The following is a 17686-nucleotide window of genomic DNA, read 5'->3' on the forward strand; positions in this document are numbered from 1 at the left end:
CAGAAATGCCAAGTGGATTTTTTGAAGGGATCGAGAAGGTCCAGTTTGAAGGCGTGGACAGCAAGAACCCGTTGGCCTTTCGTCACTACGACCCGGATGAAATCATTATGGGCAAGCGTATGGAGGACCATCTGCGGTTTGCTGTGGCCTGGTGGCATTCATTCGCGTGGGAGGGCGGAGACCCCTTTGGTGGACCTACGTTCGAACGCCCATGGTATCCTCAGGACGATATGGGCCGGGCCCGTCAGAAGGCAGATATTGCATTCGAATTGTTTGAGCTTTTGGGGCAGCCATTCTTTTGCTGGCACGACGCTGACATCCGGCCCGAACAGGGAAATTTTGCCGATAACCTGCGCACATTAGAAGATATCACCGATTATATCGGTGAAAAGATGCAGGTGTCTGGCACCAAGCTGCTTTGGGGCACGGCCAATATGTTCAGCCATCGTCGCTGGATGTCTGGTGCCAGTACCAATCCTGATCCCGACGTTTTTGCGTTTGCAGCTGCGACAGTGAAATCCTGCATGGATGCGACCCACAAGCTCGGCGGAGAAAACTACGTTCTATGGGGTGGCCGAGAAGGCTATGAAACCCTGTTGAACACGGATTTGAAAACCGAGTTGGACCACATGGGCCGTTTCTTGAACATGGTCGTTGAATACAAACACAAGATTGGGTTCAAAGGAACTATTCTCGTTGAGCCCAAGCCTCAGGAGCCGTCCAAACACCAATACGACTACGACGCCGCGACTTGTATTGGATTTCTCAGGAAGTACGGGTTGGAGGACGAGGTCAAGTTGAACCTCGAGCAGGGGCATGCGATCCTGGCCGGACACAGTTTCGAGCATGAAATTGCGGTTGCCGCTGCCGAAGGGATGCTTGGCTCGATCGACATGAACCGAAACGATTACCAATCCGGGTGGGATACGGACCAGTTCCCGAATAACACGCCAGAGGTTGCTTTGGCATTTTACTACATCCTGAAGGCTGGTGGCTTTACAACTGGGGGCACAAATTTTGACGCCAAAATACGTCGGCAGTCGCTTGATGCAAAAGATCTTGTTGCAGCCCATGTCGGCGGAATGGACATTTGTGCACGGGGCTTGAAAGCTGCGGCTGCTATGATTGAAGACGGTGGCTTGGAGGACGCGCTGACGGAACGGTATTCCGGTTGGAACACGCCGGAAGCAGTGTCTATGTTGGGTAGCAGTCTGGAAGAGATTTCTGCCCGGGTTCTACAGGAAAATACCAACCCGAAACCACAATCTGGGCGTCAGGAGATTCTGGAGAATTATGTGAACAGGTTTGTGTGACCAAGGAAAACTGCAATCGGGGAACTGTCAAAAGAATCTTGTCAGAAGAACTTTGCTTGGGCGGGGTAGGGGTGCTGCGTAGCTTTTGCCCATGACCGGACCTGCATCTTTCAAATACTATAATAACCGGTTCTGAGATCATCCACTTGACTGTGATGCTGTACATCCGATTCCCGCTCTCGCTTCGGAATGCCGTAGATCTGTTGCACGAGCGAGGCATCGACCTGAGTCACGAAACCGACTGCTACTGTTGGAACAGGTTCGGTCCAGTGTTTGCTTCTGAGATCCGAAGAATGCGGATGCAACAACTGCGCGCACTCTCGATATGGAAGTGGCACGCCGACGAGATTTTGTGAAGGTGAATGGTAAGAGACATTGCCTCTGGCGGGTTGTTGATCACGAAGGCGAGGTGCTGGAAACCGTTGTCACCAAACGCCGAAACGAGTAGCCGCTTATTTCGGGATCAAGATCAGTGGTTTTGGGACTGGGTAAACAGCCTACTGTAGTCACTGCAGTGATCAGTCACCATTTAGTGCGAACAAAGGATTACAGCGGGCATTGACGCTTAGCTATCGTCGGACAAGCGCCAGATGTCTTGCTCTCCAAACCCACGGATTGTTCGCGCGCCGACATTCTCAAGGTCAAACTGATCTTTGAGGACCTGCGCGACTTCGTCCTGGACTGAAATCTGCATCGGGTCAGAGAATTCCTGAAGTCTGGAGGCCAGATTCACAGCCGGACCAAAGATATCGTACACATACTTCTGGATGCCAACGACCGACCCGACTACCGATCCCGTGGCCAGTCCAATTCTGCACCGCCACTGATGCGGATGGCTCAGGTTTCGGCGGGTCAAATAGCGTACGAAACGAATGGCTGTGTTTGCGATTGCCTTGGCGTGATCCGGAGTCGGATCGGGCAGACCAGCAACGGTGATATATGCGTCTCCGATCGTCTTGATCCGTTCGCAACCGAATTGCTCACCAATGCGATCAAACGCGCTGTAAATATCGTTCAGTTCAGTGACGGTGACGCTTGGGTCCTGCGAGGCGACCATATCCGTGAACCCAACGAAATCGAGCATCAGGACGGAGACGGGATCATAGAGTTGTGGCGTAACCACGCCGAAAGTCTTGTACTCTTCGTAGACCGACCGGGGCATCAGATTTAGCAGCAGTTTTTCAACCTGCTCCTTTTCCCGCTTCAACTCGCGCGTGTTCCGTTCCACCATCATCGAATAGGAGTCGATCATGGACTCCAGCTCTTTGATACGGGTGATGTTCTGACATACCAGAACCAGCACATCGTCGTGCGCGACCGTGAAATCGAGTGCGATCACTAGTGTGCGGCGTTTCTTTTTGAAGGTGATTTCTGATGTATGTCGCCCGGTGCCGGACAGGCTTGTTTGCACTGTGTCGATATCCAGATCAGGAAAGAGCTGCTGCAATTGGTCTGAAGGGCCATCGGCACTGAACCACTCGTCAAACGTATCATTGCGGAACCCAAACTTCAGCGATTGACGGTCCAGTAGGGCAACGCCCACACCAATCGCGCGAAGGAGCTGTTCATTGATGGCTTCGATGGTCATGATTTATCCAACAATCAAGGGACGACGTTTACTGAATTCCGCGACAACGATATCGATGTCCTCGGCATCCACGCCGTGTCTTTGCAAAGCGTCACGGAGCACGACCTCCAATTCGTCGAAATGGTCATCGGTAATTTCGAGATGAGAGTGTAACTGGCGCAGTTGATTGTCGGTGTAGGAGGCCGGACCACCAAGGAGCGATGCTATGAACTTGGTCTGATGGTCGACCATGCGGCTCATATCCACGTTGTCGAAGAAGGGGCCAACCTCGTCGTTGTCCAGCAGGATGTCATAGAACGAGAACACGATCTTGCTGATCTGTGAAAACCCACCGTATTTTTCATAAAGTGTGCGCTCGGCCATAACAAAATCCCCCTTAAACAAACTAATACCAAGAAAATGGTGGATCGACTACACCGGGTGATCTTCATCGTTCTTTGACGGTTGGGTCAAAGAACGATGAGCCAGTGATTCACGATCTCAGCCGCGCTGCATGACAATTTCAGCGTACTCGGATGAGATGCAAAGTGTGTCATTGCCTGAGATATCGAACTTCTCGATCAGCGCCATGATATCGCGCTGCAGCGCCTCTTGTCCCGATGCGTCCAGTGCATCGAAGGCCTTTTGCATCGGGCCATAGAACGTCCGAAAATACTCTAGGAAGTGTTCGGCTGAACGGTAGCGGAACATGAAGTTCTTGCGTCGGAATGAAACGATGGTGCTGTACGATCCGAAGGCTTCTTCGATCCAGTCCCGGCTGCCCCACAAAGCCGGAGAGCTTACGCCAGCAGGCGCAGGAACATGTTTACCGATCGTTTTGAACAGAAGGCCGATGAAGCTGTCCGGCGTCCAGTTGGCCAGACCAATCTTGCCGCCGCTTTTGACGACCCGTTGCAGCTCTGCTGCTGATTGTTGTTGGTTCGGTGTGAACATCACGCCGAACGTCGAAACCACAGCGTCGCAGGATTGATCATCGAAAGGCAGGTTTTCAGCGTCGGCAACCTTGTAGGTCACGAACAGACCTTCCGCTTTGGCGCGCTGGCTGCTGGCGTCCAGCAGGGCTTCTACATAGTCGGTCGATGTAACATCACAAAAGCGCCGGGCGAAGGCCAGGGTGGCATTACCATTCCCGGCGGCAACATCCAGTACCTTGGAACCAGGCATCATATCCATGGTTTCAGCCAGTTCTTCACCCGTAATTTGAAGGGTGACACCCACTTTGCTGTAGTCGCCGGAGCCCCAGGCGACGTTTTGCTTTGCTTTGATGGCCGCAAAGTCTGTGGCTGCATTGATCGATGTTTGAATACCCATGATATTGCTCCTTTTTGATGTGGCAGTGGTTTGATGAAGGCCGCATTGCTAAATGCGGCCCCGGTCAGGCAGCTTGACGTTCTGGCCAGCTGACAGTTTCAACGGGCCGCTCCACATTGGCCACGTGTTCGAAAATCCTTGAGTTGATCCATTCGGGCAGGAAGACCGGCGCCATATGGCCCAGCTCGGGCAGCAACGCGATCCGCGCATTGGGCAAAGCCTTCGCGATCTCAACCGAGACGTGCTGCGCAATCTCAGGTGACTCCAAACCAGTCATTACCAACGTCGGTATTTCAAGCTTGGACAGGTCCTTCAGTTGCCAGGTTTCAGCAAAACCATTTGCAAAATCAGACATGACTGATGGGATCATCCCAATGAACCGATCCCGGGCCTGCGCGGGCAGCGAGTTCCAAAACCCCTTCTCGTTCCAGAAATCCAAAAAGTGATGCATACCAGCAGCGGCATCGCCATCCGCTGCTGCGGCGCTCACCACACCCGCGAGAAGCTGGATTTGCCCGAACAGTTTCTTGCTGACCTCATTGCCAGCCTTCAGAAAATGAAAGGCTGCAGGCTCATATACCGTCAGGCTTTTGACAAGATCAGGACGCATCAACGCGATCTTGATGGCAATACCTCCGCCGTTGGAATGTCCAACAAGATGAACGGGGCGTCCCAGCGCTTCGATTTCGCGGATTACCGGTATGGCAGAAAACGCCGCACCGTTTTGAGAGTTATCTCCAGTCAACGGGCTACGACCGTACCCGGGAAGATCAACAGCGTGAACACTAAAGCGACCTTCCAGATCCGCCGCCAGTTGGTTCCATTGCCCACTATTGGACGCCGAAGAATGCAACGCAAAAATAGGTGCGTTAATCATTTCAGTAGTTCTAAAGGAAATAGTCATCGTTCTTACCCAATCGCACTTAAGATGGGCAATAACTGACCTTTCTATGTTTCATTGTGATGTCTGGAAGCGGTGCCAAGTGTTTCAGTTGTTGCTCTGTGAAGCAGGTCACACAACTTGCTATCTGGCTCAAAAACAAACAGGTTTATCGGCCTGTACTTGGCTGAGTTGGCACCTATTGAAACAATTGAAACACGCGATGCTGATTTTGAAATGGCATTGAAACAATGGTATCCTAAAAATTCAGGATGACGATGGGCATGGCGAACGAATTTGAAGAAATCGAGAAGGCGCGGGACCTTCTTCGTGATGCGATCGAATCTCTCAAAGAAGGGTTCGCCCTCTATGATGATGATCGCCGCCTTGTCCTGTTCAATCAACGATATGCCGAGATGAACAAGGGGGTTGCCGACCTGCTGCAACCCGGACTGGATTGGGAAATCCTGATGCGTGAGACGGCGCGCCGGGGAATTTACGCCGAGGCCATCGGCAATGAACAGCAGTGGGTTTCGGACCGGTTGGCTAATGGGGTCGAGTTCATCCAAGACTTTGAGCTGATGGAAACGGATGGGCGTACCTATCTGGTTTCTGTTCATCCCACCAAGTTCGGCGGATTTGTCGTCACGCGTGAGGATATCACCGAACGCAAACAAGCCGAGGTCGAAGAGCGCGACGGCGATCTATTGATCCGAAAGGTGCTGGATGCCAGTTCGGCAATCGTAACTATGGCGCGGATTGGTGATGGTCAGATACTGTATCGCACGCCTGCTGCGCTGCAGATGTTCGGACCTTCCAAATCTGCAAAACAGCATTATCAAAAGCCGGAAGAGCGCGCGGATTTTGTAACCCAGCTTCTGGCCGATGGTCGTGTCGATGACTACAAGCTCGACTTGATTAATGCGGCTGGCAAAACCTTCCCTGCGTCAATTTCGTCTCAATTGATCGATTACAAAGGCGAAGAAGTCATCGTGACCAGCGTGATCGATCTAACCGTCCAGAAAGAGGCTGATGCCTTGATCCGTCAGGTCATGGAGGCTTATCCAGCAGCCATCAACATGACGCATGCCGACACCGGCGAGGTGCTGTTTGCTACGCCCGAGATAAAGGCGCTGTTTGGTGATGCAGAAAGTTCGAAATCCTACTATGCGGATCCGAATGAGCGCCAACGGTACCTGAAAGACCTCCGGCAAGCGGGGGCGCTTAAGGATCGGCGTATGGAGTTCGTCGATGCAAGCGGACGAAAGTTCTGGGGGGCGGATTCTTCACGGCTGATCGAGTTCAATGGTGAAGAAGTAATCGTTTCCAATACCCGCGATCTGACCGATGAATTGGCCATTGAGGCTGAGCTTGAAAAGCAACGAGAGCTGCTGTTCCAGAACGAAAAGATGTCTGCGCTTGGCGAACTACTCGCGGGTGTGGCGCATGAGCTTAACAATCCATTGTCGGTTGTTGTGGGTCATTCGTTGATGCTGAAGGAAGAAATTTCCGACCCCGACCTCGGTGTCAGGATTGAAAAAATCGGCAATGCTGCAGAACGCTGCGCGAAGATTGTAAAGACCTTTCTGGCGATGGCGCGTCAGCAGCCCAGCAAGATCGAGCAGGTTGATGTTCCCAGCATGATCGAAACAGCTGCGGATGTCGCCGGGTACGGTAGCTCATCAGGCGAAATTCGCATTGAGCAAAGTGTGCCAGAAGACCTGCCCGCAGTTGCCGGGGATGCGGACCAGCTTACGCAAGTCGTCTTGAATCTTATCATCAATGCCGAGCAGGCCATGACCGCATCCGGCATCGGCGACCAGATCATGCTGTCTGCCGAGGTCAAGCCTGACACCGGAATGGTTGAGATCACGGTTCAGGACAATGGCCCCGGTATCCCTAAAGCCATACGCGCACGTATCTTCGAGCCGTTCTTCACCACAAAGGAGGTGGGTGACGGCACCGGGATCGGGCTTGCTTTCTGTCACCGGATCATTCTGTCCCATGGCGGTCAGATCAGGCTTGATCAGGCCGCAGTGTCCGGCACCTGCTTCCGGATAACTCTGCCCGTCGCAAAGATGCAAAATGATGTGGCTGAAGAAAAACCCGAACCCGCCGCGAATTTTGCCAAGCACCGTGCATTGGTCGTGGATGATGAGGTCGAAGTGGGTGAGATCAATGCCGAGATACTGCGGAAGGATGGCTTTCACGTTGATTTCGTTACCTCAGGGGAAGAGGCGCTCAGGCAACTGCAGTCCGCCAACTACGATGTATTCCTAAGTGATATGAACATGCCCGGTGTTGACGGACGCAAGATTTATGAGGCGCTGGTGGCGCGTTTTCCGAAAATGCTGACCCGGACAGCATACATCACCGGGGACACCATGGGTGAAAGCTCATTGGGACTGCTGAAGGAATCCGGTCTGCCCTATCTGGAAAAACCCGTCTCGCCTTCGGAACTGAGAATACTTGTCGGAAAGCTGCTCGCCGATCAGAAGGATCAAACGGATGAATGACCAGAAAACCCATATCCTGGTTTGCGATGACGAGATCGACGTGCGCGAGATGCTTCAGGAATATCTGAGCAAACGCGGGTACGAGGTTTCTGCAGCCGCTGGCGGAGAAGAGCTCCGGTCTGTCATCTCCTCTCGTGCTGTTGATGTCATGATCATGGATATCAATATGCCAAAGGAAGACGGTCTTTCGATCCTCAGATCGCTTCGTCCTGAAAACACGACGCCCGTGATCATGTTGACTGCAGCAGGCGATGTAGTGGACCGGATCATCGGGCTTGAGATGGGGGCAGATGACTATCTTGGAAAGCCGGTTGATCTTCGGGAACTGGAAGCGCGGATCAAGGCCCTATTACGCCGAGGGGCCATAAACGAAAGTCTGCCCGCAGATGCCTCCGAAGGCAATTTGGCCCTTTTTGGCGACTACACGCTGGATAAAGAGGCAGCCAAACTTCTTGCGCCGGATGGATCCGAGGTCCCGCTAACGGCGATGGAGTATAGTCTGCTCAAGGTGTTTGCTGAAAACAAAGGGCGTGTTTTGAACCGTGATCAGTTGCTAGAACAAGCGCATGACCGGTCCTGGGATCCGTTCGATCGCAGCATTGATATCAGAATATCCAGACTGCGCCGGAAGCTTGAAACCAACCCGGAAAAGCCGGAAATCATCAGAACCGTGCGGGGTATAGGTTATGTTTATGATCCCAAATAGGGTTTGCCGTTCCGGACAAGCAAATTGCGAGTAGCACCGTGGAAACCAAGCTCGTCACGACCATAATTGCTGACATTTCTGACAGCACTCCGTTCTACGAAGAAATGGGGGACGATCAGGCGCAGCAGTTGATTCAGTTTGAAATCGATCGATTGCGTGAGGTTCTACTTGGGTTTGGCGGAGTTCCTGTGGGGCAAAAAGGCGATGATGTCTTGTCCTATTTCAAAGAACCCGAGGCAGCCATTATCGCCGTGGTCGAGATGATTCAAAAACCGCCCGGAACATTACTGTCGGTCCACGCGGGTGTTCATCAAGGTCCTGTTGTTATTGGCGATAATGGGATATTTGGCGAAACAGTAAATCTGACCGCACGTTTGGCGGCCGCGGCCAATCCGGGTGAAGCTTGTGTCAGCGAAAGCGTCGCCAAGGATCTAAGCCCCGAAAGTCTCCAGATGCTCACCCCAATCGGATCGCTTCGCCTGAAAGGTGTGAGTGACCCGGTCAAAGCCTATTCAATCGTGGCCTCAACGGACGGGTTAAGCACCGTGATGCATCTGCCGACGCAGACGGCCAGCGGATCTGAGGGCATGCAGCAGAATGAAAGCTTTGCGCTCATTCTTTATCACGACGATCATACCTGGCGGTGTCGGGAAGGCGGGGAGCTAACGATCGGCAGATCCAGTCAATGCGATGTCATCCTGCCTGAGCCGTGGGTTTCGCGACTGCATGCGGTACTCAGCATGAAAGGCGGGAAGCTGATGCTGGCGGATCGCAGTTCGTCGGGAACTTACGTACAATTCGAGAATGCGCGTGAAATCCAGCTTAAGCGCGAGAACATAATGCTGGCCGATAGCGGGCTGATATCGCCTGCACTATCAATTTTGCACTCTGATGCGCGCCCATTAGAGTTTGAGGTCGTCCGCCGATAAACGACGTGGCACGCCTGAATTCTGGCTTCTGTGGTGAAGGTCTCAGAAAGAAACTCGCGATTGTGCTAGAATCGGCGCCAATTGCGTATTTCAACCAAGATTGGGAGGGAATGATGTCATTGAATACTTCAGGAAACCAGCTTCGTCAGGGCGCTCTGATCCTGGGTGCAGCTACACTCTTGTTTGGTGCTGATGCAACTGCCCAGTCAGCGATGCCCAATGCCTGCCCTGTGGATGGATGTGAGGTGCAGATTGTATCGGTCGCCAAAGAGGGCGACGAACTGCTTGTAAACTACGATGCGAATTTCACTCCGGACGTATCGAAGAACCATTTCCATACATGGTGGGGCGAAAGCTATTCCGTTGAGCAAGTCGGCAGAAATGCCCAAAGCGAATTCAATGCCGTTCAGGGCAGGTGGCATCGGCACGATGATTACCCAAGCTATGTGACGAAGGAGGCGGCCTCGACATCGGCGCGCGAGGGAGGGACGACACTGTGCGTTACTGCTGCCGATAGGGACCACAACATATTGGATGCGACCAAGTATCATTGCGTGGATGTGCAAGAGCACCTCTGAAGCGCCAAGAATATCATGACTTTTCCCGCGTTCATCGGCCGTTACGCTGTTGACCGTGAAATCGCGAGCGGTGGGTTCGCGGCGGTTGTCCTTGCGCGGGATGACGAGTTGGAGGTTCCGGTAACCCTCAAGATTCTGCACGCCAACCTTGCGACCAATGACAAAGTCATCACCCATTTTCTCGAAGAAGCCCGTCTGTTGCGGCGCATTCGATCTCCGCGCGTTGTCTCCGTGCATGACGTGGGGCGTTTGGAGGACGGGCGGCCCTATTTTGTCATGGACTACGCGGATCGCGGCACATTGGCCGACCGACTAAAGCGTCTAAGCCCCGCTGCTTTGGCCAAACGCGAAGGCGTGGAAATACTGATTGATGCAATGGCAGATGGCTTGTCTGCGGTTCACGACGCGAATGTCGTGCATCGGGACGTCAAACCCGCAAATGTCCTTCTGCAACGAGTGAAGCGGTCCAAAGACGATAACAGCACGACGGTTTCTGATGCTTTGGTCGGCCTAGACGAGAGGGTTTTTCTGGCGGATCTCGGTATTGCGAAGGATTTAGCGATCGGTGTGACCGGCGCGACCATGATGGCTGGGACACCGCTCTATCAAGCGCCAGAACAAGCTGAGCACGGGCAACCCGTGACGCCGATGACCGACATCTATTCGGCCAGCGCGCTGATGTGGCATGTCCTGACGGGAAAGGCGCCGCCGCCATTCCATCGCGTTACCGAGTATCTTTCCAGCCTGCCAGAAATGTGGCGTGATTGTATTGAGCACGGGATGGCAATGGACCCGCAGGCGCGTTTTTTGGATATGGTGTCCTGGCGCAGTGCAATGAATGATGCGTTGGATCGTGACCGGCGAGAGGCCGCATCCGAAGCGGTGACGCAGATATCGGAAAGTAGGGTGGAATGCCCCTACAAAGGGCTCGCCGCGTTCCAGCCAGAGGATTCCGACTATTTTTTTGGACGCGAGGATCTTGTTGAGGAACTTGTGACCCGGCTTCAACAGAGCCGGATATTGGTTCTGGGTGGCTCATCCGGCAGTGGTAAATCATCCGTTCTGCGAGCAGGGCTGCTGCCAGCGATCGCTGCCAACGCGATATCCGGTAGCGAAAACTGGCGCGTTTGTGTTTTTACCCCCGGGCGCGATCCAATGACCGATTTGTACTTTCAACTCATCGGCGACAATTCTCACCTTACGGCTCAGGTCTCGCTCAACGACTTCATCGCCTATCCGAGTGCGGCGCGCCGTTTGGCCACCGCGAATGAAGGAGAGTTGTTGATCTGCATTGATCAGTTCGAAGAATTGTTCACGCTGGTCAAACAGGAACGCAGAAGCAAGTTCATCGAAGCTTTGTCAGCTATGACAGACCCCGCAGATAGCCGTGTTCGTATCGTGCTGACAATCCGTGCGGACTTTTATGCATCCTGTGCAGAGATACCGTGGCTTGCGGATCGAATCTCGGAAAACCAGTTTTTGGTCGGGCCGATGACACGGCCCGAGCTGCGCCGCGCAATCAGCGAACCGGCACATGCAGCTGGTTTGCACATGGACAGGTCCCTTATTGATGCGATCGTTGATGAGGCCGGGCGCGAAGCGGGTTCGCTCCCGCTGGTGGCGCATTCTCTGTATGAAACATGGAGCCGACGTAAAGGTGCGGTCATGTCTCTGGACGGCTACCGTCAGTCCGGTGGTGTCACAGGGGCAATCAGCCAGACGGCAGAGACACTTTTTACAGACGTTTTTGACAAAGTTCAGCAAGAAGCAACCCGGCGGCTATTCTTGCGTCTGGTTACGCCCGGCGAGGGGACACCGGACACACGGCGGTTGTTGCCGATCGATGAGATCGAGCGCGACTCGGACCCGGACACAACGCGGCGGATCGTTGAAGCTTTGACAGATGCGCGGTTGCTGACGCTGGATGACAAAAATGTTCAGATTGCGCATGAGGCGCTGCTGCGTACATGGCCGCGACTTAATTCATGGATCGAAGAAAGCCGCGATGATCTGCGCATGCGTCAGCGTATTCAGCATGACGCTGCAGAGTGGGATGTTGAAAATCGCGAGCCCGATTTACTTTATCGCGGCACAAGGTTGTTGTCGGCTGAAGAATGGTCGGTGAAGAACCAGAATATCCTCGGTGCGTTAGAGCGGGAATTTCTGGGCGCTGCACGAGATGCGCGTGACCAAGCGCAGGCTGCATCCAAAATGCGCCGGCGTCGGCGTCGACGTATCAATCAAGTTGCCGTTGCTGCCCTTGCCTTGCTGGCCATTGGCGCAACGGTTTCGTCTTTCTTGGCTATCCGCGCGTCCAACCTTGCCGAAAGCAACAGACAGATGGCCGTTGCCGCAACAGCTGAAGCCAATGAAAGGTTCGCAAGGGCGCTAGGCGCTGCGGCGAACGGGTTATCGGATACAGATCCCTTGCTAGCCCTGTCACTCAGCGCCGAAGCGATTGTCCGAGCCGAAACTGCTGGTTCGACATCAGAAGCGAGGGCGGCGATGCTGATGGCTCGGCAAAATCTGGGTGAGGGTGGGCTTGTCCCACTGGGCAGCCCGTTTACGGTTGGTGACGCGCAGACGATGGCTATTGATGCATCCGGTACGCGTGTTGCGGTTGGATTGCGTGATGGGCGCATCGTGGTTCATAGGGCTGAATCCGGCGGAGCGGTTATTGCTGAACTGGTGGGGCATTCCGGCGGGATAAGGGATGTTGCATTCTCTCCCGATGGAGAGTTGCTGGTTTCAGCGGCAACGGATGGGGATGTCCGCCTTTGGAATGTTGGTTCGGCCAGATACGGCCCGATCACGACACTGTTCTCTGGCAATGACGTCGCATTTGGCGTGGCCTTTGATTCCACCGGCATGCGTATCGCGTCGGCGACCGGTGACGGGACCGTTCGCCTCTGGAACGTTTCCAATGGAATGCAAATTGGGGAGCCATTGGCGAAAATGCCGCTGGGCTTCAAAAAGGTCGCGTTTTCGCCCGTTTCAGAAGGACTTGTAGCCGGAAATGTCGATGGTGGCATATTCGGCTGGGTCGACGCAAAGGCTACGCCTGCATTTCCGCCGATACCGGGCGGTCCGCTGGGGCCTGACCCCGATCACCTGTCCTTCAGCCGCGACGGGAGAACATTCGCGGTATCCCATACGAACGGGAAGGTCACGACGATTGGTTTTCCGGATGGTTCTCCAATTGTTGATCGTTTTTCAGATAGTACCGATATCGTAGCAGCAGCATTTACCGCGCCGGACAATCTGCTGGTAGGGGCAGGGGCAGACGGAACGCTGCGATTGGAAAATTCAAACATGGAAAGTGTTGGCGACGTGGTGCAAGCGCACAGTCAGAGGGTTGTGGACCTTGAAGTCGCCCAAAATGCCCCGTTGCTGGCGACTTTGGGCCGGGATCAGCAGGTACGTCTCTGGCGGATTGGGATCGACCCCGGCGGCAAAGACACGCTTGTTTTGCAGAACGGGGCAAAGGCGCTGGGCATCGCTTATACGCCGGATGCAAAGTCTATAGCCATCGGTGACAGTGAGGGGAATATCTGGGTCTGGAAGATGGGGGCTTCCATGAAACCCATGCAGCTGAAGGGGCATGAAAGCCAGGTGTGGGCGATCTCTTTCTCGCTGGATGGCAAAACCATGGTGACTGGTGATCGCGAAGGCGGCTTGAAAATCTGGGACATGGCTGCCATGCGGCTGAAAAATCAACTCGATCTGGGGCAGGCTCCCGTCTGGTCGATCATGCCGGGGTCAGGTCTAGAGGTCTTTGTGGCGACAGGAGATGGAGTGCTGCAAATCGATATCTCAGAGGCTGATTTGGTCAAGAGCTTTGCGCCAGCTGACATTCAGGCAAATCGTGTCGCCGTCTCTGAAGATGGCGGCATGCTGGCAGCGGCCTCGGTGGATGGTAAGGTCTATATTTGGTCGATTGGCGACGGTCAGTTGATCAGAGTGATTGAAGCTGATGACAACACGCTTTGGAGTGTTGCTTTCAGTCGTGATGGCACACAGGCTGCAACTGCTTCCAGCGATGAGGTGGTCAAGGTGTGGGATGTTGAAACCGGCGAAGAGCTTGCCGCTTATGGTGGCCATAAGGGTGGGGCGACAGATGTTGCCTTTTTGGCGGATGAGGCAACCTTGGTGGCAATCGACCGATCTGGGGAACTGCATTGGTGGGATACCGCGACGCACCGTCGGCTCATGCCTGTCGAAAAGATTCATGCAGGCCCGACCTGGCGTATCGCGCTTGCACCTGACGGACATTCTTTTGCGACAACCAGCGAAGCCGGTGATGTTCGGGTTTGGGACAGGTTGAGCTTAGAGATCGCATGTGCGTTGGGCAGTCCAACCTTTGATGAAGGGCGCAGGGTTCAGTATTTGGGAAGCGATGAGCCAACAACGACCTGTGATGCCTTCGCGGATTGATCACATGGCGAGTATTGAAAAGCACTGACGGACGCTTGGATTTGAAGCGGAACTAAGCAGGCGTGATCAGATTATGGTCGGTTCACAACGAAATCCGGCATGATTTGCGCCTGTGTGATTGCGTCATCGACGTCATGCCCTGCGAAAAAACCGTACCCCGAAATCAGGGCCGAGGCGATTCCGGCAGCATGGGCCCCCAATATGTCGGTATGCAAGCTGTCACCAACCATAAGCACGCGAGTTTTATCGACCCGGCCAAGTCGCTTGAAAGCCAGGTCAAAAATATTCTCAAATGGTTTGCCGAAGAATTCGGGTACAACGCCGGTTCGGTCGGCAAGACGGTGCGCGAACAGACCGGGTTCGTTTGAAAATCCGTTCTCGCGTGGTGCGACTATGTCCGGATTTCCAACCAATACCGGACGCGGGCGTTTTAGCAGGGCTGCTTCCAAATGGGCCTGACGTGCCTCGGACCAGACGGCTGAGCCGATCATCAGAAACCCCTCAACCGAGTCATAGGGCTCGGGATCGTCATCGAGATAAGTCAGGTTCAAATCTTCCAGGTCGCGAAGGCCGGTGCTGGGTGTTGCCATCAAACCCCAATGCAGCGCGCGTTGACCGCCTAGCTCAGCCAGCAGTGTTGCGCGGCTTGTGATGATATCCTCTGACGCAAAATCATATCCCAGCCGGGCGTATTTCTCGACGAGCGCCGCATGAGGGTGACCAGCTGCATTCGAAACGACCAGAACACGTTTACCCATGGCTTTGAGCTGATCAATCCGCGCGGCTGTACCGGGAATCGCAGTCTCGCCGATATTGAGGACACCGAACGCATCCAGAAGGAATACATCGAAGCCTTCAGCAATATCCATCAAAGTGTTCGCATGCTGATAGGATTGAACAGCCGGTTCAGCAGCCGGAAGTCGATGCCGAACGGCCTCGTAGGCTTCGAAAGCCTCTTGGGTCGTGAAGCGGCTCAAATAATTGCCCCTCGTACTTTGGCGGACACCCATTCGCTGATCATGACGGCAATCAGAATGACGATCAGGATAAGGCTGACCTGCGGCCATGCGAGAACGTTCAGCGACGCCGACAATTGCAGCCCGATGCCGCCTGCGCCCACAAGGCCAAGAACCGTAGACTCGCGAATATTGATGTCCCAGCGGAATACGGCGATCCCGGCAAAGGCGGGCAATATTTGCGGGACGATTCCATAGGCCATGACCTGCCAGCGGGATGCGCCGGTGGCGGTGATGGCTTCGACTTGGGTGTGATCAATTTCCTCGATGGCTTCATAGAGAAGCTTGGCGCAGAAGCCGATCGAACGAATGGCAATGGCGATAACACCTGCGAACACTCCGGGACCAATGATTGCGATTAACAAAAGCGCCCAGATCAACGAGTTGATCGAGCGGGTTGAGACGATGATCAGTAACGCGATGGGGCGGATGAACACGGCCGACGGCGTGGTGTTGCGGGCGGCCAGAAAGGCGACCGGTACGGCAAGGAACAGCGCAATGATCGTACCAAGTGTGGCGATGTTCAGCGTGTCCCAGATCGGGCGGCCTAACTGCGTGATGTAATCCCACTTTGGTGGTGTCGCGCGGGTCCAGATATCGTTCGCGATCCGGGGTGCGTCCCACACAAAGAACCATGTCGTCGAGGCCGAGATGATCTGCCAGCAGTAGACAAAGACCGCCACACCTAACAGCCAGCAAAACCAACGCACAAGGCTTTGACCGGTCGTGCGTCTGCGCCAGATTTGCGTACCTTCATGTTCAAGCACTGGCATTACTGGACCCTCGCGCGGATGATACCCGAGAGGTATTCGAGCGCCATGACGATCCCGATGATCAGGATCAGAATGGCTGCCGCAGTGTCATACTCATAACGGTCAAACGCCGTATTCAGCGTGGCCCCAATGCCGCCGGCCCCCACAAGCCCAAGAATTGCACTTTCGCGAAAGTTGATATCGATCCTGTACATCGACAGCCCGACCAGTCGCGGCATGACCTGTGGCTGCACGCCGTAGTTGATCCATTGCATCCATCGCGCGCCCGAGGCTTTGATCGCCTCGGCCTGTACTTTGTCCATGGCCTCGATGTCTTCGGCCAAGAGCTTGGACAGGAAACCGATAGTGGCGAAGGACAGTGTCAGGAAGCCGGCCAAAGGTCCGAACCCAAAGATGGCAACCAGAAGAATGGCGACGATGATCTCTTGCAGGGCGCGGCTGATCGCAACAATGCCTCGGCAGATCACATAGACCGGGAGAGGCGCAATATTGCGTGCAGCGCCCAGTCCGATCGGGATCGATATCAGGATGCCCACCACCGACGCTGCAACCGTCATCACGATGCTCTCGAGAAGACCGCTCCAGATATCGCTCCAGCGCGATATGAAATCCGGGCTTGTGAAAGCAAGGACAAAAGCCCAACCGCGATCCAAGCCTTCATAAACCCGGCCCCAATCCACCTCGATGGTCATAAATGCCGCAATCAGATAGGCGACGAATCCAACGATCAAGGTCCAGCGCAGTAAGGCGTTTTTGACGAAGGCCGGTTTCCGCCAGCCTTTGCCCAGCAGGTCATCAAGTTCGGGATGGCTCATTCCGCGGCCTCGATCTCTTCGTCGTCTTCAACTTTCTCTATGGTCGCTTCCCAGTCTTCTTCGCCATAGATTTCGGTCAACTTGTCAGGCGTAAGCCCAGAGGGGAGGCCGTCAAATACGATTTCACCAAAGCGTAGGCCAACGACGCGCGGTACGAACATTTGCGCAAGGGCCACGTCATGAATGTTGATTATCGCGGCTAATCCGCGTTCCTGACACAGCTCGGTAATCAAGCGCATGATCTGACGGCTGGTTTTTGGGTCCAGTGAGGCGGTCGGTTCATCGACCAGCAGAAGCTTGGGATTTTGGATTAGCGCCCGGCATATTCCAACCCGCTGACGCTGACCACCTGACAGTTCGTCCGCTCGTTTGTCGGCCATATGCAACAGACCCACGCGATCCAGCAGGCGGAATGCTTCATCCACGTCAGACTGGGGGTAACGTCGCAGGAAGCTCCGCCAAAACCCAACATATCCCAGCCGTCCCGACAGTACATTTTCCATGACGGTCAGGCGTTCAACCAGTGCGTATTCCTGAAAGATCATCCCCATTTCACGACGTGCTTTCCGCAGCGCTCCCGAGCCGAGTTTGACCAGGTCCACGTCGTCCAGCAGAACCTCGCCACTCGTGGGTTCAACCAAACGGTTAATGCAGCGGATCATGGTGGATTTGCCAGCACCAGAAGGCCCGATCAGCGCCAGAACCTGGCCCTTTGGCACATCTAGATCGATCGCCTTCAGGGCCTGATCGCCGGTTTTATAAGTTTTTGTAAGCTTTTGAAGCCGCAGCATTTACGCCCCCGGTTCGGGTGGTAACGGGCCCCGCAG

14 protein-coding genes and 1 pseudogene are annotated in these 17686 nt (G+C 54.4%); 7 read left to right on the forward strand and 8 right to left on the reverse strand.

The features are described 5' to 3' along the window. Positions 1-5 precede the first annotated feature (5 nt). The gene (gene xylA / locus ACR0DK_RS08745) at positions 6-1313 is read left to right on the forward strand and encodes a xylose isomerase (RefSeq protein ID WP_480735772.1); all 1308 of its coding nucleotides are present in this window, start codon (positions 6-8) and stop codon (positions 1311-1313) included. 101 nt (positions 1314-1414) lie between these two features. Beyond that, positions 1415-1755, forward strand: a pseudogene (locus ACR0DK_RS08750) (DDE-type integrase/transposase/recombinase); the annotation flags it as partial. Between the two features lie 123 nt (positions 1756-1878). Here ACR0DK_RS08750 and ACR0DK_RS08755 read toward each other — a convergent pair. The 4 genes from ACR0DK_RS08755 to ACR0DK_RS08770 all read right to left on the reverse strand — a co-directional run bounded on the left by ACR0DK_RS08755 (position 1879) and on the right by ACR0DK_RS08770 (position 5089). Then, positions 1879-2901, reverse strand: a complete 1023-nt coding sequence (locus tag ACR0DK_RS08755) for an adenylate/guanylate cyclase domain-containing protein (RefSeq protein ID WP_170396212.1) — start codon at positions 2899-2901, stop codon at positions 1879-1881. 3 nt (positions 2902-2904) lie between these two features. Next, positions 2905-3264 carry a group I truncated hemoglobin gene (locus tag ACR0DK_RS08760; protein ID WP_170396214.1) on the reverse strand — a complete coding sequence of 120 codons (360 nt, stop codon included), beginning with the start codon at positions 3262-3264 and terminating at the stop codon, positions 2905-2907. A 117-nt stretch (positions 3265-3381) separates the two neighbouring features. Beyond that, positions 3382-4212: a class I SAM-dependent methyltransferase gene (locus tag ACR0DK_RS08765; protein WP_480735775.1), complete on the reverse strand. Its 831-nt coding sequence runs from the start codon at positions 4210-4212 to the stop codon at positions 3382-3384. A 64-nt stretch (positions 4213-4276) separates the two neighbouring features. Continuing rightward, on the reverse strand, positions 4277-5089 hold the full coding sequence (locus ACR0DK_RS08770; protein WP_255612043.1) for an alpha/beta fold hydrolase: 813 nt from the start codon (positions 5087-5089) through the stop codon (positions 4277-4279). Positions 5090-5376: 287 nt separating this feature from the next. On the opposite strand from ACR0DK_RS08770, the gene ACR0DK_RS08775 reads away from it, so the two are divergent. The 5 genes from ACR0DK_RS08775 (at position 5377) to ACR0DK_RS08795 (ending at position 14255) form a co-directional block, all read left to right on the forward strand. After that, positions 5377-7608, forward strand: a complete 2232-nt coding sequence (locus ACR0DK_RS08775; RefSeq protein WP_255612044.1) for an ATP-binding protein — start codon at positions 5377-5379, stop codon at positions 7606-7608. Further along, on the forward strand, positions 7601-8314 hold the full coding sequence (locus ACR0DK_RS08780; RefSeq protein ID WP_170396223.1) for a response regulator: 714 nt from the start codon (positions 7601-7603) through the stop codon (positions 8312-8314). Before ACR0DK_RS08775 ends, ACR0DK_RS08780 begins: the two co-directional genes overlap by 8 nt. Before the next feature lie 38 nt (positions 8315-8352). After that, positions 8353-9243 carry an adenylate/guanylate cyclase domain-containing protein gene (locus ACR0DK_RS08785; RefSeq protein WP_480613126.1) on the forward strand — a complete coding sequence of 297 codons (891 nt, stop codon included), beginning with the start codon at positions 8353-8355 and terminating at the stop codon, positions 9241-9243. A 113-nt stretch (positions 9244-9356) separates the two neighbouring features. Next, complete coding sequence (locus ACR0DK_RS08790) at positions 9357-9821, forward strand: hypothetical protein (protein WP_170396227.1); 465 nt, start codon at positions 9357-9359, stop codon at positions 9819-9821. 15 nt (positions 9822-9836) lie between these two features. Next, positions 9837-14255, forward strand: coding sequence for a WD40 repeat domain-containing serine/threonine protein kinase (locus tag ACR0DK_RS08795; protein WP_480735778.1), 4419 nt, complete (start codon positions 9837-9839; stop codon positions 14253-14255). A 71-nt stretch (positions 14256-14326) separates the two neighbouring features. Here the strand turns inward: ACR0DK_RS08795 and ACR0DK_RS08800 are convergent, their stop codons facing one another. The 4 genes from ACR0DK_RS08800 to phnC are packed head-to-tail and all read right to left on the reverse strand — an operon-like array spanning position 14327 to position 17650. Beyond that, a complete protein-coding gene (locus tag ACR0DK_RS08800; RefSeq protein ID WP_480735780.1) occupies positions 14327-15265 on the reverse strand; it encodes an HAD-IIA family hydrolase in 939 nt (312 codons plus the stop codon). Then, on the reverse strand, positions 15229-16044 hold the full coding sequence (gene phnE / locus ACR0DK_RS08805; RefSeq protein ID WP_170396234.1) for a phosphonate ABC transporter, permease protein PhnE: 816 nt from the start codon (positions 16042-16044) through the stop codon (positions 15229-15231). The genes ACR0DK_RS08800 and phnE (ACR0DK_RS08805) overlap by 37 nt, the downstream gene beginning before the upstream one ends. Further along, on the reverse strand, positions 16044-16859 hold the full coding sequence (gene phnE, locus ACR0DK_RS08810) for a phosphonate ABC transporter, permease protein PhnE (RefSeq protein ID WP_170403405.1): 816 nt from the start codon (positions 16857-16859) through the stop codon (positions 16044-16046). The genes phnE (ACR0DK_RS08805) and phnE (ACR0DK_RS08810) overlap by 1 nt, the downstream gene beginning before the upstream one ends. After that, positions 16856-17650 (reverse strand): phosphonate ABC transporter ATP-binding protein, encoded by a 795-nt coding sequence (gene phnC, locus ACR0DK_RS08815; RefSeq protein WP_170403402.1) that lies wholly within the window; start codon positions 17648-17650, stop codon positions 16856-16858. Before phnC ends, phnE (ACR0DK_RS08810) begins: the two co-directional genes overlap by 4 nt. Between the last annotated feature and the right edge of the window lie 36 nt (positions 17651-17686).

The sequence above is a fragment of the Ruegeria sp. CE6 genome (assembly GCF_056537485.1).

What these genes read in the sequence shown, in the direction of transcription:
- phnE (WP_170396234.1), bottom strand. Translation starts at nt 16,044, where the DNA reads ATGCCAGTGCTTGAACATGAAGGTACGCAAATCTGGCGCAGACGCACG.
- ACR0DK_RS08760 (WP_170396214.1), bottom strand. Translation starts at nt 3,264, where the DNA reads ATGGCCGAGCGCACACTTTATGAAAAATACGGTGGGTTTTCACAGATC.
- xylA (WP_480735772.1), top strand. Translation starts at nt 6, where the DNA reads ATGCCAAGTGGATTTTTTGAAGGGATCGAGAAGGTCCAGTTTGAAGGC.
- phnC (WP_170403402.1), bottom strand. Translation starts at nt 17,650, where the DNA reads ATGCTGCGGCTTCAAAAGCTTACAAAAACTTATAAAACCGGCGATCAG.
- ACR0DK_RS08770 (WP_255612043.1), bottom strand. Translation starts at nt 5,089, where the DNA reads ATGATTAACGCACCTATTTTTGCGTTGCATTCTTCGGCGTCCAATAGT.
- phnE (WP_170403405.1), bottom strand. Translation starts at nt 16,859, where the DNA reads ATGAGCCATCCCGAACTTGATGACCTGCTGGGCAAAGGCTGGCGGAAA.
- ACR0DK_RS08780 (WP_170396223.1), top strand. Translation starts at nt 7,601, where the DNA reads ATGAATGACCAGAAAACCCATATCCTGGTTTGCGATGACGAGATCGAC.
- ACR0DK_RS08775 (WP_255612044.1), top strand. Translation starts at nt 5,377, where the DNA reads ATGGCGAACGAATTTGAAGAAATCGAGAAGGCGCGGGACCTTCTTCGT.
- ACR0DK_RS08800 (WP_480735780.1), bottom strand. Translation starts at nt 15,265, where the DNA reads ATGGGTGTCCGCCAAAGTACGAGGGGCAATTATTTGAGCCGCTTCACG.
- ACR0DK_RS08795 (WP_480735778.1), top strand. Translation starts at nt 9,837, where the DNA reads ATGACTTTTCCCGCGTTCATCGGCCGTTACGCTGTTGACCGTGAAATC.
- ACR0DK_RS08765 (WP_480735775.1), bottom strand. Translation starts at nt 4,212, where the DNA reads ATGGGTATTCAAACATCGATCAATGCAGCCACAGACTTTGCGGCCATC.
- ACR0DK_RS08755 (WP_170396212.1), bottom strand. Translation starts at nt 2,901, where the DNA reads ATGACCATCGAAGCCATCAATGAACAGCTCCTTCGCGCGATTGGTGTG.
- ACR0DK_RS08790 (WP_170396227.1), top strand. Translation starts at nt 9,357, where the DNA reads ATGTCATTGAATACTTCAGGAAACCAGCTTCGTCAGGGCGCTCTGATC.